Origin of the sequence: Streptomyces sp. NBC_01197, from assembly GCF_036010505.1 — a bacterium.
In the GTDB taxonomy this organism is placed as follows: Bacteria; Actinomycetota; Actinomycetes; order Streptomycetales; family Streptomycetaceae; genus Streptomyces.
The window spans coordinates 2,566,554-2,588,978 of record NZ_CP108569.1 but is presented as its reverse complement, the minus strand read 5'-3'; the positions used below and the strand labels follow the sequence as shown (position 1 = coordinate 2,588,978).

The 22,425-nt window shown below is 68.9% G+C and carries 23 protein-coding genes and 1 pseudogene; 9 read left to right on the top strand and 15 right to left on the bottom strand.

The window, feature by feature from the left end; translation table 11 throughout:
* Positions 1-50 precede the first annotated feature (50 nt).
* Positions 51-515, bottom strand: coding sequence for a DUF6542 domain-containing protein (locus OG452_RS11620; RefSeq protein ID WP_405565573.1), 465 nt, complete (start codon positions 513-515; stop codon positions 51-53).
* A gap of 233 nt (positions 516-748) precedes the next feature.
* On the opposite strand from OG452_RS11620, the gene ychF reads away from it, so the two are divergent.
* From ychF to OG452_RS11605, 3 genes are all read left to right on the top strand, one after another.
* A complete protein-coding gene (gene ychF / locus OG452_RS11615; RefSeq protein WP_327295547.1) occupies positions 749-1,837 on the top strand; it encodes a redox-regulated ATPase YchF in 1,089 nt (362 codons plus the stop codon).
* Positions 1,838-2,111: 274 nt separating this feature from the next.
* Positions 2,112-2,987, top strand: coding sequence for an Abi family protein (locus OG452_RS11610; protein ID WP_327295546.1), 876 nt, complete (start codon positions 2,112-2,114; stop codon positions 2,985-2,987).
* Between the two features lie 205 nt (positions 2,988-3,192).
* Positions 3,193-3,576, top strand: a complete 384-nt coding sequence (locus OG452_RS11605) for a hypothetical protein (protein ID WP_327295545.1) — start codon at positions 3,193-3,195, stop codon at positions 3,574-3,576.
* Between the two features lie 137 nt (positions 3,577-3,713).
* Here the strand turns inward: OG452_RS11605 and OG452_RS11600 are convergent.
* The 4 genes and pseudogenes from OG452_RS11600 to OG452_RS11585 all read right to left on the bottom strand — a co-directional run.
* Positions 3,714-3,968: pseudogene (locus tag OG452_RS11600) on the bottom strand (tyrosine-type recombinase/integrase); the annotation flags it as partial.
* A gap of 54 nt (positions 3,969-4,022) precedes the next feature.
* The gene (locus OG452_RS11595; protein ID WP_327295544.1) at positions 4,023-5,315 is read right to left on the bottom strand and encodes an IS256 family transposase; all 1,293 of its coding nucleotides are present in this window, start codon (positions 5,313-5,315) and stop codon (positions 4,023-4,025) included.
* 111 nt (positions 5,316-5,426) lie between these two features.
* Complete coding sequence (locus OG452_RS11590) at positions 5,427-5,834, bottom strand: PIN domain-containing protein (RefSeq protein ID WP_327295543.1); 408 nt, start codon at positions 5,832-5,834, stop codon at positions 5,427-5,429.
* Complete coding sequence (locus OG452_RS11585; RefSeq protein ID WP_173315592.1) at positions 5,831-6,106, bottom strand: hypothetical protein; 276 nt, start codon at positions 6,104-6,106, stop codon at positions 5,831-5,833. The genes OG452_RS11590 and OG452_RS11585 overlap by 4 nt, the downstream gene beginning before the upstream one ends.
* A 737-nt stretch (positions 6,107-6,843) precedes the next feature.
* Here OG452_RS11585 and OG452_RS11580 point away from each other — a divergent pair.
* From OG452_RS11580 to OG452_RS11570, 3 genes are all read left to right on the top strand, one after another.
* Positions 6,844-7,095 carry a type II toxin-antitoxin system VapB family antitoxin gene (locus tag OG452_RS11580; protein ID WP_327295542.1) on the top strand — a complete coding sequence of 84 codons (252 nt, stop codon included), beginning with the start codon at positions 6,844-6,846 and terminating at the stop codon, positions 7,093-7,095.
* Positions 7,092-7,508: a PIN domain nuclease gene (locus tag OG452_RS11575; RefSeq protein WP_327295541.1), complete on the top strand. Its 417-nt coding sequence runs from the start codon at positions 7,092-7,094 to the stop codon at positions 7,506-7,508. Before OG452_RS11580 ends, OG452_RS11575 begins: the two co-directional genes overlap by 4 nt.
* Positions 7,509-7,671: 163 nt before the next feature.
* The gene (locus OG452_RS11570) at positions 7,672-8,061 is read left to right on the top strand and encodes an MmcQ/YjbR family DNA-binding protein (protein ID WP_327295540.1); all 390 of its coding nucleotides are present in this window, start codon (positions 7,672-7,674) and stop codon (positions 8,059-8,061) included.
* A 31-nt stretch (positions 8,062-8,092) separates the two neighbouring features.
* Here OG452_RS11570 and OG452_RS11565 read toward each other — a convergent pair whose 3' ends face one another.
* The 4 genes from OG452_RS11565 to OG452_RS11550 all read right to left on the bottom strand — a co-directional run bounded on the left by OG452_RS11565 (position 8,093) and on the right by OG452_RS11550 (position 11,937).
* The gene (locus OG452_RS11565; RefSeq protein ID WP_327295539.1) at positions 8,093-8,734 is read right to left on the bottom strand and encodes an O-methyltransferase; all 642 of its coding nucleotides are present in this window, start codon (positions 8,732-8,734) and stop codon (positions 8,093-8,095) included.
* A 77-nt stretch (positions 8,735-8,811) separates the two neighbouring features.
* Positions 8,812-10,011, bottom strand: a complete 1,200-nt coding sequence (locus OG452_RS11560; protein ID WP_327295538.1) for an FAD-dependent monooxygenase — start codon at positions 10,009-10,011, stop codon at positions 8,812-8,814.
* A gap of 68 nt (positions 10,012-10,079) precedes the next feature.
* Positions 10,080-10,772, bottom strand: coding sequence for an ArsR family transcriptional regulator (locus OG452_RS11555; protein ID WP_327295537.1), 693 nt, complete (start codon positions 10,770-10,772; stop codon positions 10,080-10,082).
* Positions 10,773-10,779: 7 nt separating this feature from the next.
* Positions 10,780-11,937: an MFS transporter gene (locus OG452_RS11550; RefSeq protein WP_327295536.1), complete on the bottom strand. Its 1,158-nt coding sequence runs from the start codon at positions 11,935-11,937 to the stop codon at positions 10,780-10,782.
* A gap of 568 nt (positions 11,938-12,505) precedes the next feature.
* On the opposite strand from OG452_RS11550, the gene OG452_RS11545 reads away from it, so the two are divergent.
* The gene (locus OG452_RS11545; RefSeq protein WP_327295535.1) at positions 12,506-13,180 is read left to right on the top strand and encodes a response regulator transcription factor; all 675 of its coding nucleotides are present in this window, start codon (positions 12,506-12,508) and stop codon (positions 13,178-13,180) included.
* A 59-nt stretch (positions 13,181-13,239) separates the two neighbouring features.
* Here the strand turns inward: OG452_RS11545 and OG452_RS11540 are convergent, their stop codons facing one another.
* The 6 genes from OG452_RS11540 to asnB are packed head-to-tail and all read right to left on the bottom strand — an operon-like array spanning position 13,240 to position 20,518.
* Positions 13,240-13,974 (bottom strand): class I SAM-dependent methyltransferase, encoded by a 735-nt coding sequence (locus OG452_RS11540; protein WP_327295534.1) that lies wholly within the window; start codon positions 13,972-13,974, stop codon positions 13,240-13,242.
* A gap of 57 nt (positions 13,975-14,031) precedes the next feature.
* Entirely contained in the window at positions 14,032-15,186 is a 1,155-nt protein-coding gene (locus OG452_RS11535) for an FAD-dependent monooxygenase (RefSeq protein ID WP_327295533.1), read from the bottom strand.
* Positions 15,179-16,570 (bottom strand): dihydroorotase, encoded by a 1,392-nt coding sequence (locus tag OG452_RS11530; protein WP_327295532.1) that lies wholly within the window; start codon positions 16,568-16,570, stop codon positions 15,179-15,181. Before OG452_RS11530 ends, OG452_RS11535 begins: the two co-directional genes overlap by 8 nt.
* Positions 16,558-17,688 (bottom strand): acyl-CoA dehydrogenase family protein, encoded by a 1,131-nt coding sequence (locus tag OG452_RS11525; RefSeq protein WP_327295531.1) that lies wholly within the window; start codon positions 17,686-17,688, stop codon positions 16,558-16,560. Before OG452_RS11525 ends, OG452_RS11530 begins: the two co-directional genes overlap by 13 nt.
* Positions 17,667-18,713, bottom strand: a complete 1,047-nt coding sequence (locus tag OG452_RS11520) for a PrpF domain-containing protein (protein ID WP_327295530.1) — start codon at positions 18,711-18,713, stop codon at positions 17,667-17,669. The genes OG452_RS11525 and OG452_RS11520 overlap by 22 nt, the downstream gene beginning before the upstream one ends.
* The gene (asnB, locus tag OG452_RS11515) at positions 18,710-20,518 is read right to left on the bottom strand and encodes an asparagine synthase (glutamine-hydrolyzing) (RefSeq protein WP_327295529.1); all 1,809 of its coding nucleotides are present in this window, start codon (positions 20,516-20,518) and stop codon (positions 18,710-18,712) included. The genes OG452_RS11520 and asnB overlap by 4 nt, the downstream gene beginning before the upstream one ends.
* Before the next feature lie 384 nt (positions 20,519-20,902).
* On the opposite strand from asnB, the gene OG452_RS11510 reads away from it, so the two are divergent.
* Positions 20,903-21,928, top strand: coding sequence for a ParB N-terminal domain-containing protein (locus OG452_RS11510; RefSeq protein WP_327295528.1), 1,026 nt, complete (start codon positions 20,903-20,905; stop codon positions 21,926-21,928).
* 164 nt (positions 21,929-22,092) lie between these two features.
* Entirely contained in the window at positions 22,093-22,278 is a 186-nt protein-coding gene (locus OG452_RS11505; protein ID WP_327295527.1) for a tautomerase family protein, read from the top strand.
* Positions 22,279-22,425 lie beyond the last annotated feature (147 nt).

Below are 22,425 nucleotides of genomic sequence, written 5' to 3'. Positions count from 1 at the left end.
AGGCCAGGCCAGGCCGACCAGGGCAGGCCCGGCAACCAGGTCAGGCCAGGTCAGCGGTAGCGGCGCCGGATCATCCGGATCTTCCGTACGGTGGCGATCACGCCGGCGACGAGCGTCCCGCCGTACAGCCAGCCGGCATTCAGCGCGAGTGTCGTGATCAGGGCGACGATGCGGCCGCCGGCCCCACCGGTGCCCCCGGCGATCGGCAGCGAGCCGAAGGCGAACGAGATCGGCACGCTGATCGGCGCGGTCACCAGGTCGGCGGGGCGCACCCAGAGAGCGATCAGGGCCGCGACCGGCAGGAAGAGCAGCCCGTACATCAGCGGCCCGCCGTCGAACAGCAGCGAGTCCAGGCAGCCGAGCAGGAACATCACCGCTGCCCCGAAGATTCCGCCGCCGAGACCGGTCAGCCGGGGGTTGGGGAACCGGCGCAGCGCGATCACCACCGGCGGCGCCGGACGGGCGGCCCGTACCGGGGCCGCCCGGTAGACGGTCGCCGGCGCGGGCGCCACGATGCTGCTCTCGGAAGGACCGTCGGCTTGCGTCGTACGAATCCTGGGTCGCTGCTCCACGTGACCAAAGTAGGTCGCAAGGCAGGAGGAATCCGGCGTTGGACACGCGCTTTGGGCGAGCTTGGCGAACAGTTCGATCCGACGGGGCGCCGGGAGCCGCACGACACGCCCGTAAACTGGGGGATCGGCCCACCTCCGGGCCGGTACATCAGCTCTCGCTACGGGAAGTCGCCAACGTGTCGCTCACGATCGGAATCGTCGGTCTGCCGAATGTCGGCAAGTCGACCCTGTTCAACGCCCTGACCAAGAACGACGTGCTGGCGGCCAACTACCCGTTCGCCACCATCGAGCCGAACGTCGGCGTCGTCGGGGTCCCCGACAGCCGGCTGGCCGTGCTGGCCGAGGTCTTCAGCTCGCAGAAGGTCATTCCGGCGACCGTCGACTTCGTCGACATCGCGGGCATCGTCCGGGGGGCGAGCGAGGGCGAGGGGCTGGGCAACAAATTCCTGGCCAACATCCGCGAGTCCGATGCGATCTGCCAGGTCATCCGGGCCTTCAAGGACGAGAACGTCGTCCACGTCGACGGCAAGGTCTCGCCCAAGGACGACATCGAGACGATCAACACCGAGCTGATCCTCGCCGACCTCCAGTCGGTGGAGAAGGCGGTCCCGCGCCTCACGAAGGAGTCCCGCCTCCAGAAGGAGAAGGTGGCGGTGCTGGCAGCAGTCGAGGAGGCCCAGAAGATCCTCGAAACGGGCACCACGCTCTTCGCCGCGGGCATCACGGCCGACACCGAGAAGGGCCGCCTCCTGCACGAGCTGCACCTGCTCACCACCAAGCCCTTCCTGTACGTGTTCAACGTCGACGAGGACGAACTGGTCGACGAGGACTTCAAGAACGAGCAGCGCGCCCTGGTCGCCCCCGCGGAGGCGATCTTCCTCAACGCCAAGATCGAGTCCGAGCTGATCGAACTGGACGACGCGGAGGCGCTGGAACTCCTCCAGTCGATGGGCCAGGAGGAGCCGGGCCTGGCCACTCTGGGCCGCGTCGGCTTCGCCACGCTGGGCCTCCAGACCTACCTGACGGCGGGCCCGAAGGAGTCCCGCGCCTGGACGATCAAGAAGGGCGCCACGGCCCCGGAGGCGGCCGGTGTAATCCACACCGACTTCCAGAAGGGCTTCATCAAGGCCGAGGTCATCTCGTTCGCGGACCTGGTCGAGATGGGCTCGGTGGCCGAGGCCCGGGCCAAGGGCAAGGCCCGGATGGAGGGCAAGGAATACGTGATGCAGGACGGGGATGTGGTGGAGTTCCGCTTCAACGTGTAGTTGATCTAGCGAAAGGCCGTCTGACCTGCGGCGGAGCGGGTTGGGCGGCCTTTGCGGTCCGCACGAAGTCCGCAGCGTGCTGGATGAGTCCGGTACGCGGGAACCGGAGGGACGGGTGGGAAGAAATAGCCGGTCGACCCAAAGGCAGCGGCTGTTGCGAGGCTCGGTGCATCGGCTAGAATAATGGCAATCGACCCCCTCCCAAGCCTCTCCACGATGCTCAAATGGGAGGGGCCTCTTTCTTTCCGGGGTGCGAGTGAAGCCGAGCCTGTCCGTGGGGGAGCAGGTCACACTCCTGGCCCGCCGTGGCCTCGTCATCGACGACGAGGCCGTCTGTACGACGTTCTTTGGCTCGAACAACTACTACCGATTCTCCGGCTACGCTCGCTACTTCCAGCGAGCCCCCCACATGGGCGACGATGCGTTCACGCCGGGCACGACGTTCGCTGAGATCCGCCGCATCTACGAGGCCGATGAGGCGCTACGCACCGCGCTCAGCCAACCTCTCGCACGGGTCGAACTCCTGCTGCGCACGCATGTTGCTCGAGTGATCGCCGACGTGCATGGTCCGTACAGCAGCTTCCTCGAGGAAAGCTTCTACACCGACGTCGGCAAGGCTGAGCCGACCGTCGAGTCGTGCCTGCGCGACATCGACCGGAGCAAGGACCGCCACATCCTGCGGTACAGGGGCACCGAAGATGACCGTGTCGACTACAGCAAGCTGCCTGTGTGGTCCGCCGTTGAAGCGTGGTCGTTCGGGACGCTGTCCAAGGCCATCGAGCGCGGAGCTGGCGGCGCACTGGCCGACGCCGTGGCGACCAGCGTCGGGGTCGCGAAGGCCGGGTTCGCCTACCGTGTGAGGTCGTTGGTCTACCTGCGCAACCGGTGCGCCCACCACAGCCGGCTGTGGCATCACTCGGTTCTCGACGCCGGCCCTACGCCGAACAACGTGCGTAACAAGGCGAAGCGGATGGTGGGACAGTTCGAGCCGCGTTCGGTTCTCGATGTCATTGCCTCGCTCGACGACGTGGCCATACGCGGCAAGGTCGCTGATCCGGTGCTCCCGCAGGTCGTCAAGCAGTACCCTCGCGACTGCTTGTTCTGGGATGGACTGGCACGGCCTCAGAGCCCGCGCGACCACAGAGCGTGAATCGGTCCTGTGTAGGGACGATCTCCAAGTAGGGGTGTGTGGTGGCATCCAGTCTGGTCTCGGTCGGATTGGTTCCTGCACCCCTGACACCCGCCATCGATGAGAGTGACCTCTCGTTGGCCGGTCAGCCGGTGGAGCCAGGTGCCGGGCGGATACCCGGCTGCCGATCTGCGGATCCCGGCGATGTTGGAGGCACGCTGCAGAGATGATGACCAAGAGGCATCTAGCCGCGAGCAGGGAGGGAAAAGTGGATCGGAACGAGAAGAAGAGACTCCGCGAGCGCATCGGAGAGCACCTCGACCTATCCGGCGTGCGGCTGACGGACGACGAGGCAGTGTTTCTGAGCGATTTCATCGACGAGTACGACGAGAAGTACCGAGGTCGCAGTGAGACCCGCACGAGGAGTTATCCGGGCTGGAGCTCTGACGGGAAGTACGTCCGCACGGAGAGGGTTACGGACACCTTCACCGACGAGGTCGGCGTCCGCACGGACCATGAATATTGGGACGACGACGGACACAGCGGCCAGTCCACGCACTACATCACGGACGCCCGGGGGATCCTGAACTGGTTCAAAGAGCGAGGCTGAGTTCCGTCTGCGCTGGCGAAGCCCCAGTCGGCGAGCGGTGAAAGGCCGCCTGACCTGCAGCGGAGTGGGTCGGGCGGCCTTTGCAGTCCACGCAGAGTCCGCAGCGTGCTGGATGGGTCCGACACGCGGGGGAGCGGCTACGCCGCTTTGTCGACCTGTGGCTGGGCATCGGCGGACTGGTCCGCGTACGCCTTGTCGACGGCGGCCCGGGTCCGCTCCTCGGAGTCGGGCCACAGGTGGGTGTAGATGTTCAGCGTCATGGCCGCGTTGGTGTGGCCGAGGCGCTCGGAGACCGTCTTCACGGACTCGCCGTGCTTGATCAGCAGGCTGGCGTAGTGGTGCCGGAGGGCGTGGGGTCCGGTGCCCTTCGGTATGCCGGCCTTCGCGCAGGCGGGCCGCCAGGACCGGGTCTGTCAAACGAGCGGTGTAACTCGGGTTGTTGAGGGTTACTGGCGGGCTGCGGAGAGTCGGCCGTCGAAGGTGATGTCGAAGGCGTTCAAGGCTGTCTTCCAGCGCATGGTCCAGCGGGCTTGGCCCTTGCCGGTCGGGTCGAGCGACATGATTGCCATGTAGACGCATTTCAGTGCGGCCTGCTCGTTGGGGAAGTGGCCGCGGGCTTTCACCGCCCGTCGGATCCGCGCGTTCACGGACTCGATCGCGTTCGTCGTGCAGACGATGCGGCGGATTTCGGTGTCGAAGCGGAGGAAGGGAGTGAACTCCTCCCACGCGTTCTCCCAGAGCCGCACGATCGCCGGATACTTCTTGCCCCACGCGTCGGCGAACTCCGCGAACCGCTCGAGTGCGGCGTCTTCGGTCGACGCGGTGTAGACGGGCTTGAGGAGTTTCGCGATCTTGTCCCAGTCCTGGCGGGCGGCATAGCGGAAGGAGTTCCGCAGCAGGTGGACCACACAGGTCTGCACGACCGTCTGCGGCCAGACGGTCTCGACCGCGTCGGGCAGGCCCTTGAGTCCGTCGCAGACGAGCATAAGGACGTCGTTCACGCCGCGGTTCTTGATCTCGGTGAGGATGTGCATCCAGTGCTTGGCGCCCTCGCCGCCGTCGCCGGCCCACAGCCCGAGAATGTCGCGCCGACCCTCGGTCGTGACCGCCAAGGCCACGTAGATGGGCCGGTTGGCGACCGCGCCGTCGCGGATCTTCACGTGGATGGCGTCGATGAAGACCACCGGGTAGACGGCGTCGAGCGGCCGGTTCTGCCATTCGGCCATGCCCTCGAGAACCTTGTCGGTGATCGTGGAGATCGTCTGACGGGACACGTCGGCGCCGTAGACCTCGGCAAGGTGGGCCTGGACCTCGCCGGTGGTCAGGCCCTTCGCCGCGAGCGAGATGACCATCTCGTCCACGCCGGACAGACGCTTCTGCCGCTTCTTGACGATCTTCGGCTCGAAGGAACCCTCACGGTCGCGGGGCACAGTTATCTCCACCGGGCCGACATCCGTCAGCACGGTCTTGGATCGGGTGCCGTTGCGGGAGTTGCCACCGTTCTTCCCGGCGGGATCGTGTTTGTCATAGCCGAGGTGGTCGGTGATCTCGCCCTCGAGAGCCGACTCCAGGAGCCGCTTGGTCAGCTGCTGGAGCAGCCCGCCCTCGCCGGTCAGCTGAAGGCCCTCGGCCTGAGCCCGGCCCACCAGCTCGTCAATCAACCGGTCGTCCACAGGCTTCGACGGAACCGCCTCAGACGGCTCGACAGGATCGGCCTCGGTCACGTTGTCGCTGGTCATCGATGCATCTTCCATGATCGGGAGTTACACCGAACGTTTTACAGTCCCGATGCCTTCTATGAAGCAGCAGTCGATCAGCAGGTAGATTCAACCTGAGTAGGCGCCGAGGGGTCAGACATCCTTGATCTGTACGCGGTCGCCGCACAGTTTCGACCAGTCGTCGCGGTCCGAGGTCAGCACGAGTACGGGTGCCGGAGAGCGGAGCGCCATCGCGGCGACGAGGGCGTCGATGGCGTACTTGTGGCCGTGTAGGCCGCCGGCATCGCTCAGTAGCTGCACAGCGGTGAGGCTGTCCGCTTGGGTGACGTCTTGGACCTGAAGGCGGGAGAGCAGCCAGCGCAGCCGGGCGGTGTCCGTTTTCCCGTAGACGGCCTCGACCACCGTCAGGGCAGATACGAGGACGGGCACGCCCACGCGTCGAGCGGCCTCGATTCGGGTGATCGTCTGGCGATCGTTGCGCAGTAGCAGCGACAGTGCCTGGGAGTCGAGCACCAGGGACCTGGCCGCGGGCTCCTTCATGCGGCGCTGTCGTTCGACGCGTAGGGCGCCGGTGAGTCACCGAAAAGTTCGCTCTGCGCGGCCTGGACTTCGGCGTCGCTCAGTGGCTCGTGCTCGGTTTCGTAGGCGGCCACGATCTCGGCGAGGCCGTCCATGGCGAGCTGATGCTGGACCGCCGCGGTCACGTACGCGGACACGCCGCGCTTGCCGGTACGTGTGCGCAGAGCACCTAGGAGTTCCGCGGGCATCGAGACGGAGATGTTCTCCGTGCCTCCGGGGCGGGGTGACTTCATGGTCGCCAGTCTAGTACAGAAAGTATTACAGCGCCTGGAATGCTGTGCGGCCCGTACCCGAAGTGGGCGTCGATGCGTAGTCTTGGCGCTTCGAGACCTTCTTGTACTTTGCAGTGAATCCCGTGCTGGGATGGTGCTGGGATGCGCTCACATAACCGCAGGTCAGACGGGATGTGGTGGAGCTCCGCTTCAATGTGTAGCGGGTGACTTACCGTCACGTCACTGATCTGGCAAAAGTGCAGGTCAGAAGGGGTCTGACTCTTCGGGGTCGGGCCCCTTCGTTCTCCCCGTGCTGGGGTGGCGCTGGGGTAGCTGACCCCTAGCCACGATGTGATCTGCGCTGTAGGGAGAGAACGGGTTTGCTGAGGCGAGTGCCAAGTACTGGGGCGGTCAGACTGTGCTCTTCGTGTCCTCATCGCTCATTCTGCTGAGGCCCCGGCATTATGGGCGGCCCCGCGAGTACAGCTGGCGCAGCAACGGATGTGGCTGTGCGCTGACTCCTGCCCTGGCAGCCGATGGAGCTGGCAGCGCACCCGCTGTCTGATGTTCACGCACGCCCGTGCACCGCGAGGGCGGATGCGGGACTGTTCTGCCTGGAGGGTCTCAACCTCCGGATAGTGATCGATTTCGGGCGCTGCACCCCTGCCTCTGAGCTAGGTGTCACCCGCCTCCCTGATATCATTTCCGACTTGGAATTGATATCATTGCTGGATTGTAGATCTGCGGAGGGAGTGCTGATGGCCAGGACTGTGATCGATCTGGACGACGAGATCGTCGACCAGGCGATGAGGATGTACGGGGTGAAGACGAAAGCCGCCGCAGTGCGGGCGGCCATGGAGGAGGGGGTGAAGCTACGGCTGCGCCGGGAGTTGTTCGACGCCATGGACGAGGGCGAGTTCGAGGACGTGTTCGCGGAAATCCGTTCGCAGACGGGGCCTCGGAATCCCGATGGATCTCTGAAGCGCGAAGGTGGGACCTCGGCGGCGTGAACGGGCGCTATCTCATTGACAAGTCGGCTCTGGCCCGCCGAGGTAAACCGGCGGTGCGGGCGCGGCTGGATGCGCTGGACCGCGATGGGCTCCTGGCGGTGTGTGCCCCGACCGAGTATGAAGTTCTGTACTCGGCGCGCGGAAAGCCCGAGGCTCTGCGACTGCGCACCCTGCTCCGTGGATTCGACTACCTGCCCTGCAATGATGAGGAGTTCGAGCGGGCACTCGAGATCCAAGCTCTGGCCCTGAACGCCGGCTTTCACAGGGCGCTGTCGTTGGCCGACGTCCTCATCGCGGCAACCGCCGAGCGGCATCGAGCCACGGTCCTGCACTACGACGGCGACTTCGACATGGTTGCTTCGGTGAGCGGTCTGCAAGCCGAGTGGGTTGTGGAGTCAGGCACCGCCGACTGAACCGGGAACGACACCACGTCGGCGGCCTGGCGGACATTCAGGTCAGACAGGGCCCGGCTCTTCCGAGTCGGGCCCCTCGTTATTTCCCGTGTGGAATGGTGCTGGGAAACCGGCTTCCGGAAGTGCGCGGGGACTGCCGCGGTGGAGAGGGGACGAACACGGTATGGCCGACGAACACGGTATGGCCGAGGACGATGTGGATGACGTGGAGGAGCGGCTGCGCGCCGTGTGTCTGGGGCTGCCCGAGGTGGTCGAGGGGGCCAATCACCACGGTGAGCCGGCGTGGCGGATTCGGCGGCGGACGCTGGCCCAGATCTCGGAGCGGCACCCGGCAGGGAGGCGGAGCTTCTGGGTGCCGGCTCCGGTGGGGGCCAAAGAGGCGATGATCGCCGCCGAACCCGACCGGTTCTTCTCGCCGCCCTACGGTGGGCGCGACTGGGTCGGTGTCTACCTCGATGCGCCGGTCGACTGGGCGGAAGTGCGCGAGCTCGTCGTCGACGCGTACCGGCTCATCGCGCCCAAGAAGCTGGTGGACGGGCTGGGGGAGGTGTGACCCTCCGCCGCCGGTAGCCGCTCGGGCCGTCTCAGGCGCGGCGGATGAGCGTGACTCCGTCCCTCACGGTCAGCATCACGGACTCGCACCGTGGGTCGGCGGCGACGGCGTCGTTGAACTGCCGGAGTGCCCGGACATCGGAATCGGTGCTGTCCGCATCGATGATCTCCCCGCGCCACAGCGTGTTGTCGCACGCGATCAGTCCCCTTGGGGCGAGCTTGGGCAGCGTCGCGGAGTAGTACGAGTGGTAGTTCGGCTTGTCCGCGTCGATGAAGACCAGGTCCAGCGGCTCCTCGATCCCGGCGATCGTGTCGAGTGCGGGACCGACCCGCACGCTGATGACGTCGGCGTAGCCGGCCTCCGCGATGTTCTTCCGGGCGACCTCTGCCCGCTCCGGGTCGATCTCACAGCTGATCACCCGCGAGTCATCGGGCAGGGCGACGGCCATGGACAGCGCCGAATAGCCGGTGAAGGTGCCGATGTCGAGGATCAGTTTCGGCTGAATAGAGTGGATGAACATCCGCAGCAGACCGCTCACGAGGCGGCCGCTGACCAAGTGGCCCATGCCCATGTCGTTCCCGGTGACGCCGGCCAACTGGGCCGGGTCCGGGGCCGAGTGGGCCTCCGCGTACTCGTCGATGCCGGGCAGGGTGATGGGGGGCAGGGTGAACATCTCTTCCTCCTGGGTGGGTGATGGACGTCGTTCCTACGGGTCAGGCGGGTCAGGCGGGGCAGGTCGGGACGGGCGGGTCAGGTCGGGTCGTACGCGCTCCGCCAGCCGTGCGTGTTCGCGTGCAGCCAGGCGTCGAAGTCCGCCGGCGTCAGAGTGGACCAGTCCGGGGAATCCGCGATGCGCATCCTTCCCAGGTGCTTGCCGAGTTCGGTGAGGGTGTTGCCGGCGCCGCACCGCGCGGTGTCGAAGGCGGCCAGTGCCTCCGCCCAGGTCTTGTGTTCCTGGCAGGCGCGTTCGAGGGAGCAGGCGTCCTGGATCGCTTTCACGGCGCCGGCGCCGGTGTGCGGGCGGGCGATCGCGCCGGCGTCACCTGCCAGCAGCAGGGCGCCCTTGGTGTAGCGGGAGACCGTGGTGTCGTACATGGGGTTGATGGACAGTTCGTGCCGCTCGGTGCGCCGCACCGCTTCGGCCCATACGGGCGGCAGTTCGCGGGTGATGAGCTCGTCGAGGTACGTCGCGGTGGTCTCGGTGACCCGCCCCCGGGGGACCGGGGCGGCCCCGGCCGGGTAGAGGTCGTCGGGCACGCTGCCGTACAGCGCCCAGTTCTGCCGGAAGCCGCCGGTACCGGCGTCGGGAATGCGGTAGAACACGGCGTGGCCGCCGTGGAAGCCCACCGCGACGAAGTCGTCGAGCAACGGGGACTGCGGGCCGTCCGCCCCCCGGTCGGCGGGGTAGTCGCCGCGCCACACGGCGTACCCGGCATACCGCACGGCGGCCTCCGGTGCGACGACCGGCCGCACCGTGGAGCGGTAGCCGTCGGCGCCGACGACGGCGTCGTACGTTCCGGCGGGACGGTCGTTGATCCAGAGCCCGACGCCGTCGTCCTGCTGCCGGACGCCGGTGACCACCGCGCCCTCGTGGTAATCGCGGTCCGGCACCTGTCCGCGCAGCCCTCGCCAGACCAGCGCCCAGCTCGCCATGATCGACGGGTACGGCTGACGGCCGACCACCCGGCCCTCGGCCGACCGCTCCGCGCGGGTGAGCCAGATCAGCTCGGGACGCTCCAGCACCCGCATGCCGGAATCGAGGTATCCCGCGTCGAGCAGCTCACCGTAGAGCGAAGCCGGGAGGGTGATCCCGGCGCCGCGGTCACGCAAGCCGCCCCGGCTGCGCTCCAGCACGGTGACCTCGCAGCCTGCCCGCGCCAGGGCGACGGCCGTGGCGCAGCCGGCGATACTGCCGCCCACGACGGCGACCCGACTTCCTCGTATGCGCATGGTTGCCTTCTCCTCAGTGGACGTGACGGCATCGGGACATGACGGCGGCGGGACATGACGGCTCGGCTCTACGGGCCGGGCTCGGGGTGTACGGGGTGTCCGGTGCGGTGCCAGCGGGTGAAGCCACCCGCGAGGTGATGTGCCTGCCGGTTCTGCTCCCGGAGCAGCCGGACGCATGCGGCCGAGGCCACGCAGAAGGGCCCGTGGCAGTAGGCGATGATCTCGGCGTCGCACGGTAGTTCGCCCAGTCTGCTCAGGAGTTGACCGGACGGGAGGGAGAGGGCGCCGGGTACGTGCCCCATCGCGTAGTCGTCGCTCGGGCGGACGTCGATGACCAGCGCCCCGCCGGCGACCCGGGCGGTCAGTTCGTCCGCGGTCACCGGCTCCAGCTCGCTCAGGTCGCCGAGTTGGTCGTCGATGACGCTGCGCAGGTCGGCCAGGCGCCGCTCGGTGAACTCCTGGAACACACCGAGGAACCGGGCCACTTCGTCGTCGGCCAGGCGGTACAGCACGCGCGTGCCGACCTTCCGGCTGTTGATCAGGTGGGCCGAGCGGAGCTGCTGCAACTGGGCCGAGGTGTTCTTGAACGGGATGCCGGACTCCTGGGAGAGCTGTTCGACGGTGCGTTCGCGCCCGTCGAGCAGGTCGAGCAGGCGTAGCCGCAGGGGGCTGGCCAGTACCTTGCCGACCCGTGACAGCTCCGCGTAGATCGGGGCGCTCAGCTGATGTGTGTTCAGCTTCTGTGTGTTCAGCTCGGACATGACAGACCTATCGTGTGGTGCCGGACCGGGTCGTGGCCGGTTCGAGGACGTGGCGGTTGCGCCCGGCGCCCAGGCCGGCGACCAGCTCGCCGGCCGTGACGACCAGCAGCAGGACGAGCGCTGCTGTGAGGCCGGCGGATGCGGTGATCAGCACCCCGCCGACCAGCGGCCCCAGGATGGCGATGAGGTAGCCGACACCCTGGGCCATGCCCGAGAGGCCGACGGCCGTGTCGGCGTCCTGGGCGCGCAGCCCGATGAAGGTCAGCCCCAGCGCGAACCCGGCTCCCTGGGACAGGCCGAGCAGCACCGCGGCGACCCACGCGCCGGCGGAGATCGGCGCCAGTACCAGCGCGATCAGCCCGCCGGCGTTGAGTACGGCGACGACGACCGCGATGCCCCGCTGGTCGGGCAGCCGTCGGATCAGTACCGGAATCGAGAGGGAGCCTGCCACCTGGATCAGGGAGGTGACCGCCTGCACGAGGCCGCCCTCGGTGAGCGTCATGCCCCGCTGGTGGCAGATCGTCGGCAGCCAGCCCAGGACGAAGTAGAAGGACAGGCCCATGAATCCGAAGAAGGCGGTGACCTGCCAGGCCAGTCCGTCCCGCCACAGCGCGGCGGGGATCCGGGGTCGTCCTGCGGCGGCGGCGCGCTGCCGCAGGACGGGCAGCCAGGCCACGCAGGCGACGACCGCCACCGGGACGGTGATCCAGGCGAGCGAGGCCAGCCAGTGTGTCCCCCCGCCGCCGCTCAGCCGGGGGGCGAGCGCCGAGGCGCCGGCCGCGCCCAGCGTCAGGACGATCGTGTAAAGGGTCATCACCGGCGCGAGCCGGCTGCTGAACCTCCGCTTGATCAGACCGGGGATGGTGCCGTTGATCGCCCCGATCGCGGCGACCGCCAGCAGGGTGCCGAGGAAGAGCCCGGCCTCGCTCCGCTCCGTACGGATCAGGTTGCCGACGAGCAGCACGACCAGGCCGGTCGCCACCAGGCGTTCCTCGCCCATCCGGCGGACCAGCGCGGGGCCGGCGAAGGCGAAGAGCGCGAGACAGACCGTGGGCAGCACGGTCAGGCCTGTCCGGCTCAGACCGGAGAGGCCCAGATCGGACGCGATGGGGGTCAGGAGCGCCGATACCGCCGAGATCGGGGCCCGCAGATTCAGGGAAACCACGATCAGCGCCGCCAGCAGCCACCACATCCGCCCGCGCGATGTGGGCTCGTCCAGTGCCTCTGTGGTTAAAGCCGAGGTTCGGGATTGGGACGACACATTCACCACACCCAAGTTCTATAGGACTTTAGAATATGGGAATGCTACCCCCGGAGTGGCGGCAGGTTGAAGAGGTCCGGCGCGATCGCCGCGCCGTGCGCGCGCCTAATTTATCCAGGTACGGCATGGTGTGGCTCCTTTTCTGAGGGAGAGTGCTGGGCGCGTGAGGTCTGGGGGGAGAGGGCTGGGTGCGCGAGCTGCCGGGTGTCAGGCGAAGGGGAGGTGGACCGGGTGTGAACTGAAGAATCCTCTCGGGGGCCGCCCCTGTCGTGGGTCAGATGGCCGAGTACGGGTGGGATTTATGGAGGCGTTCGGGAACTTCGAGTTCGAAGGCGTTCGAAGGCAAGTGTTTTGATGAGGTTTTGAATGCCCGAAATATCATGTTCGATTGCGTTGTATTTATCAGGGGTGCTGCGCATCCTGATTTGGTACTGTGATCGCTGATGTCTGAGCTGTCATCAGGGGGATTGACGTGTTCGATCAAGTGGCTGTGAAGTCTGCCCACACAGATTCAGTCGCGGTGCTGATCGCGGGAGACCGCCCGGTATACAGAGCGAGTCTGAGAAGTCTGCTGGACGGTGTCGACGCCCTGGAAGTGGTCGATGATGTGGACATGGGGCCCAATACCGTGGCCGCAATTCACCGCTTATGCCCCGACGTGGTGATATTGCATGTGGCCCCGTCGAGCGCCGCCACCGTAGAAATGATCACCTCCATTGCGGAGCGCTGCCCGGGTACGGCCGTGCTGATCGTGAGCATCGCCCATGACCGGGAGACCTTCCTCGCCGCCATGCGCGCGGGTGTACGTGGCTATCTGTCCCGGGGCGCGCCCCCACAGGATCTGGTGCTGGCCATCAGGATCGTCCAGTCCGGAGGCCTGGTCTTCGACTCCAGTACGTCGGAATGGGTCACCGAGCATCTGGCCCAGCCCGCGAGGGTGGTCAAACCCTTCCCGGAGCTGACCGACCGCGAACTGGAGGTGCTGGAACTCGTCGCGGACGGCCTGGGTACGGCGGCGATCGCCCACCAACTCGGGCTGTCCATCAAGACAGTGCGCAACTACTTGTCGCGGATATTCGCCAAGCTGCGCCTGGTCGACCGAGCCGAAGCCGCGGTCAGGGCCAGACAGGCCGGTCTCGGTCACTGAACCGGACGGCGAGTGGCGGTGGGTGCCCGCCGGTGACACCCACCACCACGGCCGGCCCGTCAGGACACCGCGCGGGGTGCCTTCCGCGCCACGATCACCCGGTTGTAGAGCTCCTCCGGTTCGGTGGCGACGATCTCGGCCTGGCCGAAACCCGCGTCGAGAAGACAGTCCCGCCAGAATTCCGGTGTGGTGAGGATTTCTCCGTCCTCCCGCAGGAACCGGGGCAGCAGATCGAGCTGGAGCAGCATGCGTTCGAAGCTCGCCTCCCGCATGTAGTACTTGGCCTTGTCGGTCAGCAGCTCCAGGACATCGGTGGCCCGCGCCTTGCTGCCGGCCGGCCCCATCACCCGGCAGAACTGGTCGGCGTTGATGAACACGCCCCCCGGGCGCAGCACGCGCAGCAGCTCCGCCGCGGCCTTCGGGTAGGTGTCGAGTTCGAGGTGGTGCAGCGCGAAGCTGCTGATGGCCACATCGAAGCTCTCGTCGGGGAAGGCCGACAGGTCCTCGGCCGCTCCGTCCTGGAAGGAGACCAGCTGGTCGTCGGCGAACTTGACCACCGCCTCCTCGACCATGGCGGGGGCGGGGTCGACCCCGGTGATCCTGGCCTTGGGCAGCGCCGTACGGCACAGCGAAGTGAGCCGCCCGGTGCCCGAGCCGATGTCGAGGATGTCGGCGGTGTCCTCCGGCAGTTGGTCCACCGCCGCGGACAGCAAGGCCACATTGGACGCGTCGGTGCTGAGCACCTTGTCGTAGTCGATCTTGACGTCGTTCCAGTGAGTCGTGTCCGATGCCATAACGGTCCACCCTTCATTCGTCCGGTACTTGTCAGTGCCCACGGTGCGGTCGCGGCGTCACTCGGCGGCGAGGCCGAAATCCGCGCGCCAGCCGAACAGATCGGTCAGCTCTTGGTCATGTGTGCTGAACTCGCCCCGCTCGTCGCGTACGACGTGATCGCGGTGGCGTGACTGGTTGACGACGACGGCCGTCCGCGGTGCGCGATGGCGGGCGTAACTCCTCAGTGCCCCGGGGATGTTCGCGGTGCGGGACAGCAGCCCGCCCAGTACGGCCGCGTCCTCCAGTGCCATGCCCGCGCCCTGTCCGGCCCCCGGTGACATCGGGTGCGCGGCGTCGCCGAGGAGGCTGACCCGGCCCCGGCTCCAGTCGGCCACGGGTTCCCGGTCGTTGATGTCGGTGACCACGACCGGCGCGTCGGGATCGGTGCTCCGGACCACGTCCACGATCGCCGGGTGCCAGCCGCTGATCAGGGTCAGAAGATCGGCCCAGGCCTCCTTCGGGGACTTGGCGGGCCAGACACCGGCCGGTGCGGCCACCTTCGCCGTCCAGTACAGCCGTCCGGAACCGATCGGGGCGGCGAAGACGCCGATGCCGTCGCCGGTCACGATGAACCCGTGCGGGAACTCCTCCGGCGCGGGGGAGCGCCCTCGCAGGGTCGTGTATCCGCAGTAGCGGGGAGGCTCCGCGCCGAGCAGATACCGCCGCACCACGGAGTGCAGCCCGTCGGCGCCGATGAGGGCAGCCGCCGTCGTCGGTTTCCCTTCGGACAGAGCGACCTCGACCCTGTCACCCAGGTCGGTGCAGCCGGTCACGCTGATCCCGTGCCGTATCCGTACTCCGGCGTCGGCGGCGTACCGCAGCAGCAGGGACTGCAACGCCGTGCGCAGCAGCGACACTTGCGGCGCGCCGAACTTCCCGGCCAGCTCGCCCACCCGGTCGGTGGTGACGACCACGCCGCGGGTGTCGACGATCGGGCGGACCTCGTCCGGCTCCGGTACGTGCCCGGCGGCCCGCACCGCCGGGGCGAGCGAGGTGTCGATCTCCGCCAGTGCGTGCAGCGCGTTCGGATACAGCACGAGGCCGGCGCCCGCGTCCCGCAAGGTCGCGGTCCGCTCGATGACCGTCACGGGCTTTCCCGTGCGGCGGAGTGCGATGCCGAGGGCGAGGCCGCCGATGCCGCCGCCCGCGATGACCACGGACTGTTCAGCCATTGCCGGTTCGTCCCTTCTGTCGGTCGAGCGGCGAAAGCCAACGTCCCACCGGGGCGCCGAACGTGCCCTGCTCCCGGTCGTAGGCGATCTGCCCGGACTTGACCGTGACCTGCACCTGGCCGGTGAACGTCCAGCCCTCGTACGCGGACCAGCCGCACTTGGCTGCGATGTCCGGCGCGGACAGCAACCAGCGGCGTTCCGGATCGAAGACCACCAGGTCACCGTCGGCCCCGGCGTCCAGCCGCCCCTTGCCGGTCAGCCCGAACAGCTCGGCCGGTCTCTCCGCCAGGTGGCGCACCAGCCGGCGGACAGCGGTGTCCTGGTCCTCGTCCGGCCAGCGCCGCCGCATCCCGGTCCACACCGCGGTGGCCAGCTCCTGCACGCCGGGCAGCCCCGGCGGCGCGTCGGCGACCGGGAGTTCCTTCTCGGCCCTGGTGTGCGGCGCGTGGTCGCTGCCCAGCGTGGCCACCTCGCCGGCCCGCAGGGCCGCCCACAGCCGGTCCTGGTCCCGCGGGCCGCGGATCGCCGGGGCCAGCCGGGTCCGCGCGCCGCCCCGCACGGTGTCGGCGTCGGTGAACGAGAGGTGGTGGGCGGTGAGTTCGAAGGTGACCGGCAGTCCGTCGGCGGCCGCCGCCGCCACCAGGTCGGCCTCCTCAGCGCTCGACAGGTGCAGGATGTGCGCCATGGTGCCGTGGCGCCGCACCAGTTCCAGCACCCGGACGACCGCCGAGATGGGACTGGAGCGGGGCCGCCACCGCTCGTAGTCCCGGTAGGAGCTGGGGGGACCGCCCCGCCAGGCGTCCAGCAGGTCGTGCAGCCGCTGGTCCTCGGCGTGCAGGACGAGCCGCACCCCGGAGCCGGCCGCGGCGGCGAACACCTTGTCGAGGGCGGCGGGGTCGCTGAAGACCGTGGGCGCGGTGTGGTGCCCGGCCATGAACACCTTGGCGCTGCGGGCGATCGCCGGATCGAGGCCCGCCAGGACCTCGGGGTGCAGCGGGTCCGCGCCGATGTGGAAGGCGAAGTCGACCAGTGAACGCCCGGTGATCTGCCGCGCCTTGGCGACCACCGCGTCCGGGTGGAGGGCCGGGGGGCGCGTGTTCGGCATATCCATCACGGTGGTCACGCCACCGGCGACCGCGGCGCGGCTGCCGTGCTCCCAGTCCTCCTTGTGCTCAAGACCAGGGGTACGGAAGTGGACATGCGAGTCGATCAGGCCGGGGAGGACGTACCGGCCCGCCGCGTCCAGGACGCGGACGTGGCCGGGCGCGGAGTCGGCGATCCCGATGATCCGTCCGTCCGCGACGAGCACCACGCCCCGGCGGACGCCGGTGGGGGTCACCACCCGCCCGTTGACCACCGCGAGCTGCGCGTTCACCCGAGCCATGTGGCGCTCACCAGCTCCCGGCACAGGTCGTTGGTGGGGCCCATGTGGGCGACCGCGCGGGCATCGGCCATCAGCCGGTTGATGCGGTTGGTGACCACGTACCCGGCGGAGCCCAGCAGGCGCGCCACCTCGACGCCCACCTGCTCGGCCGTCTCCGATGCGAACAGCTTGCTGTGGAGGGTGGCCAGGCCCGGATCGGCCGCGTCCCGCCGCCCGGACCGGTCGATGACGGCGCGCGTCGCCTCGATCCGGGTGGCCAGGTCGACGAGCCGGAAGCGGGTGACGCCGTCGGGTGGTTGCGGGCGGCGGTTGACCTGTTCGACCGCGAGGTCCAGCAGCGCCGACGCGATACCGAGGGAGACCGCGCCCAGCGTCGCCCCCGTCCTGCGGACCCCGGCGATGAGGCGGGTCGCCTCACCGACCGGGCCGAGCTGGTCCTCGTCGCCGACGACGCAGTCGTGCAGTGACACGAACCCGGTTGCCGAGCCGCGCATCCCGACCAGGTCGAGGCTCTGGTCGGGGCGCACCCCTTCATTGCCGGCCGGTACCAGGAAGAACGTCTGGCCGGCCGAGCCGTAGCCGCCGCTCGGCTCGTCCACGCTGTCGGAGGTCCGCGCGAGGATGAGGTAGAGCCCGGCCACCCCGGCGCTGGTGGTGAAGGACTTGGCGCCGTTGAGCCGCCAGCGGCCGTCTTTCAGCCGGACAGCGGTGGTGTTGAGGCGCTTCTTGGCCGCGCCCGCGCCGGGTTCACTCCATCCGGACGCGGCGAGCAGATCGCCCTTGGCCAGTGCGGGCAGCAACCGGGCCTGCTGTACCGCGTCGCCCCATTCGGCGATGCGCGCGCTGACCGCGTAGTGCTGGAACAACATGATCGCGGCCGAGGGATTGACCCGCGCCACCTGGGCGACGACGTGGTTGATCAGTGTGGCGTCCCCGCCGGACCCGCCGTACGCGGAGGGCACCGCGATGCCGAGCAGACCGGTCTGCTCCAGCTCGGCCAGGAGCGTCTCGTCGGGCCGGCCGTTGGAGGCGCTGCGCGCCGCCGCCGCGTCGAGGCGCTCGACGAGAGCGGCCGGCAGTGCGGCTTCGGGGTCGATCACCTGTAGAGCGAGAGACATGCGGCGATCTCCTTCGGCTGGAGGCCGGCGAGGGGCTCGATCGGAAACGAACCGAGGGTGGTGGTGCGCTTGCCGCGGACCGTGATCCAGGTGAGTTCCGGCTCGTCGGCGCCGTCGCGCACCGTGGCGGTGACGCGCGAGCTCCCACCTGAGGTGACGATGTCGACCGTGCCGTCGGGCATGGCCGCCTGCTGCGCAGCGGCCCAGGGGACGGTGCCCTTGATCCGGACGGCCGCGGCGAGGCAGGCGGCCCCGGTCAGCGCGATCGTCGGGTGCCAGGTGGGCACCGAGATCGCGCGGACGGCGAGCTTGCCGCTCTCGGCCGCCATCACCGCGGCCACCTTGGGGAAGGCGCCGTCGGCGGGCCAGCCGAGCAGGGCCGCGGCCGCCCGCCGGATCCGTACCAGCCGGTCGAACAGCCACTGGTCGTCGGCGAACAGGTCCTCCGTGCGGGACAGCCCCAGGGTGGAGGCCGCCACGAAGGCGTACGGGTTGCCCATGGACACCAGGGAGACCGGCACCGGCTTGCCGTCCAGCTCGACCGTCGTGGTGGCCGCGCCGGTCAGCAGCAGTTCGCTGAGCGGTTTCGGCGCCGGCTGGACGAAGTGGATGTCGAACAGCGCCGAGTCCCGGCCGGCCTCGGTGATCTCGCACACGATGTGGTCGCCGTTGTTGCGGACCATGACGCGCACCCGCAGCCCCGGGCTCAGCCGGGGCAGCGAACCGGACTCGGCACCGGCGACGATGGACGCGAGGATGGAGTGCCCGCACGAGCCGCGCAGGTCGAACGCGGCCGGCCCCAGGGGAAGGGCCTGTACGAACCGGTAGTCCAGGTCGAACAGCGGGTGCTCGGCGGGCTCGACCAGCGCGAACTTCAGGATGTGCCCGGCGCCGATGGTGTCGAGCCACTTCCGGGCCACGGCGAGCCGGTCGAGTAACGAATCGTCGGTGCGCGGCAGTCGGCGCGCGTCGAGGACGAGGGTGGGGCACGGACTCCCGTGCGCGTAGACGACGTGCCCGATCATGACGCCACGACCTTGGGTTCCCGGGGCGGTGAGACGGACGGTGCGACGCTGAACTGCTCGCGCCAGAGCTCGTAGACCAGCAGGGCCCACAGAGCGAGGGCGGAGGTGTTGCCCGGCCGGGCGGCCTGCTCCGCGAAGAGCCGGTCCACGGCGCGGGGGTCGAGTTCGCCGGACCGCCGTAACCGGTCGGTGGCCAGCAGATCCCTGGCGTAGTCCCAGAGTGGCCAGCCGGGTGTCAGCATGGCGGCGATCGGCAGGGTGAACGGCTGCTTCTCGCGGGTCAGTACGGCATCGGGGAGGAGCCCCCGCGCGGCGTCGTACAGGGCGCGCTTGACCTTCCCGCCGTGGATACGGTCCCGGTCGGGCAGCCGCACCGCGTGCCGGACGACGCTCTGCTGGCAGAACGGCAGCCGGACCTCGACGGCGCTGGCCATGCTGAGGTGGTCGACCCGCCGGAGATGGTACGCCGGGAGCCGGTAGCCGATCTCGAACGCGGTGATCCGGTCGAGTACGGTGCCGGGCCCGGACCGCAGTGCCTCGGCCGCCGACTCGGGCAGCGCAGGGGCGGAGCCGGCCGCGGCGGCGTAGTCCGCGGTGTAGAGCCGCTTGCGCCGGGCGGCCGGCAGGACGGCCAACTCGTCGAGATACGCCTCGTACCAGGGCTTGCCCACCCCGGCGGCCTCCGCCGCCGCCCGCATGCGCCGGTACCCGCCGAACACCTCGTCCGCGCCGTCGCCGGTCAGCGCCACGGTGAAACCGGCCTCCCGCACCGCGGCGAACAGTGCGTAGCTGCTCACGGTGATCGGATCGGCGTTGGGCTGGCCCAGGTGCCACACGACCCGCGGCAGCAGCTCGGGTAACTCCTCCGGTACCAGCTCCACTTGGTGGTACCGGGTGCCGGCGTGGTCGGAGACCTGGCGCGCGAAGTGCCGCTCGTCGTCGGGCCATGAGCCGGTGTACGCCATGTTGAACGTGTGCAGCCCAGGCGCCTTGCCGGTGGCGAGGGTGGTCACCAGGCTGGAGTCCAGGCCCCCCGAGGTGATCGAGGCGACCGGCACATCCGCCTCAAGCAGCCCGTCGACCTCCCGGTGCAGAAGCGCGCGCAGGTCGCCGGACGGGTGGCCGGCCTCCGGCCCTGGCTGCGGCCGGCGGTGCACGCGCAGCCCTCCCGTCCGGTCGAAGACAGCCGTGACGGCCGGTGGCAGCACCGCGACGTCCCGGAACATCGTCTGCTCGCCGAACGGCGTCTTGGTCGCGAGGTAGGAGTCGAGGCCGGGCGTCCAGATGCTGGTGGACACCTGCGGGAACGCGAGGAGCGCAGGGATCTCGGAGGAGAAGTACAGCGCGCCCCGGCGCTCGTCCCAGTGGTAGAAGAGGGGCTTCATGCCCAGGTGGTCGGTGACCAGCACCAGCCGCGGTTCGGCGCGCAGGTCCAGGACGGCGATGGCGTACATGCCGTCGAGGTGGTCGACGAACGCGTCCCCGTACCGCTCGTAGAGCGCCGGGAGTACCGATCCGTCGCAGTGGTCGGTGAAGCGGTGGCCGAACGCGCCCAGCCTGCTGCGCAGTTCGGCGTGGTTGTAGATCTCGCCGTTCAGGACGACGTGGACGGCGCCGGACGCGGACCGGTAGGGCTGGCGGCCGCCGGTGGGGTCCATGACGGCGAGCCGGTTGCTGCCCAACGACCAGGTGGGGCCGGTCGAGCAGCCCTGCGAGTCGGGGCCGCCATGACGTTGCAGTTCGCTGACTCTGGCCAGATCGTCCGACGGTACGACCGAGTTGAAAGAGCCGTAGATACGGCACATTCCGCTACCTCCTGTCCGGTAGGCACGGTGGCCATCGAAGCCGGGTGGTGCCGCAGTGTCGTGAGTCATCTGGCCCGGGCGGCGTGGGAACTCCGCACCCGCCATGAATCCCATAGGGGCCGGGAGGGGTCGGGATATCTGACTCATGGCGATAGGACAGCTCACCTGGCAGCGTGCTGGAAGGTCGGCGACGATCAGGCCGCTCGTCGTCACTGGCACCGGCGTACGCCCGGCGCATTCGGCCTCCGTAAGGAGAGAGCACTGGGCGAACCGGCAGCGGAGGTAAGGAGATTCAACAGGCGCAGCACCGCCCATCGAGCCAGGAAGGTCCGCAGGACAAGCTGCATCAGCAGCGCCAGTCGCTTCGAGCAGGAAGGCCTCAATGTGAACGCTCAGCCCGTTGTTGGCGTGGTCGAGAAGAGTGATGGTGGGGAGTCCGTGACGTCGGCGGCCCTGACCCGGCTGCCGCTCACCGACATCTTGCAGCCTGATTCCCCTCGCCTGTCCGGGCTCAACGACGAGCACGCCCGTCTGCTGGCGAACTCCGATGCCGCGCTGCCGCCCATCCTTGTCAACCGCTGCACGATGCGCGTCGTCGACGGCGCCCACCGCCTCCTGGCGGCCAAGCTGCGAGGCCAGGAGTCCATCGACGTCGACTTCTGCGACTGCGACAACGACGAGGCGTTCGTACTCGCCGTCGAGAAGAACGCGACGCACGGGCTGCCGCTGTCGCGGGCCGAACGTTCGGCGGCCACCGAGCGGATACTCGGCGCCTACCCGGAGTGGTCCGACCGTGCGATCGCCGCGGTCGTGGGGCTGTCGCACAAGACGGTGGGGTCGATCCGACGGCGTTTCAGCAAGGACTCCGAGCCGGTGACCCATCGCCGCGGCAGGGACGGCAGGCTGCGGCCGGTCAACGGTGCCGCGGCCCGGGCCAGGGTGAGCAGCCTGCTCGCGGACCGGCAGGGGGCTTCGCTGCGCGAAATCGCACGGGAGGCAGGGGTCAGCCCGGACACCGTACGGAACGTACGGGACGACTCGCGCCGCGCCGAGGCACTGACGGCGCCCGAACCCCGGAGCGTGCCGGGTCCGGACCACGAACGGCACGACGCGCCCAAGCGGACCAGCGCCTGCGTCCGGATCCAGGCGTCGTCGGGGCCGGCGGACCGGTCCGTGCTGGTGCGCAGCCTGCGCAGCGATCCCTCACTGCGGTTCTCCGAATCGGGGCGCGTCCTGCTGCGCCTGCTTGACCTGTACGCGCTGGACCCGGACGACTGGGCCCGGATCAGCGGGGATCTGCCCGCGCACCGGGCGTCCGACATAGCGCAGTTGGCCCGGGAGTGCGGCCGCATCTGGCAGAACTTCGCGGCCGCGGTGGAGCAGCGCCAGCGTGAGGCGGTGGAGGCGTAGGGCCGTTCATGTGGATCAGGCCGGGCCTGCGGGGTCCGGCACGTGCATCTTGGGCCGGACAGGCCCTTGGCGGGGCGGACCGTCCGCGCCGCCGGCAGATGCGGCGTTCGGCAATGGCGCGGACCGTCGCGAGGACAGCGGGACCGGACAGAGAGGAACCAGCAATGCCCCTGGTACAAGTGAACTGGTGGAAGGGCGTCGGAGCGGCCGAGCGCCGTCAGCTCGTCGAAGAGGTGACGGAAACGGTCGCGCGGATCGCGAAGTGCCCCGAGGCCGCCGTCACCGTGATCATCAACGATGTCGAGACGGACCACTGGGGCCGCGGCGGGACGCTGGCCTCCGAACTCTGAGCGAACGGCCGGGCCGCTCCAGGCCCGGCCGTTCCGCCCCGGTTTACAGGAAGTCACGGTCGGATTGCTGGGAAGATTCCCCACTTGGACGGCAGCCCGTGCAGCAGCTCCTGTCACGCCTGCACACTTCTCTGACCGCTTCCTGAC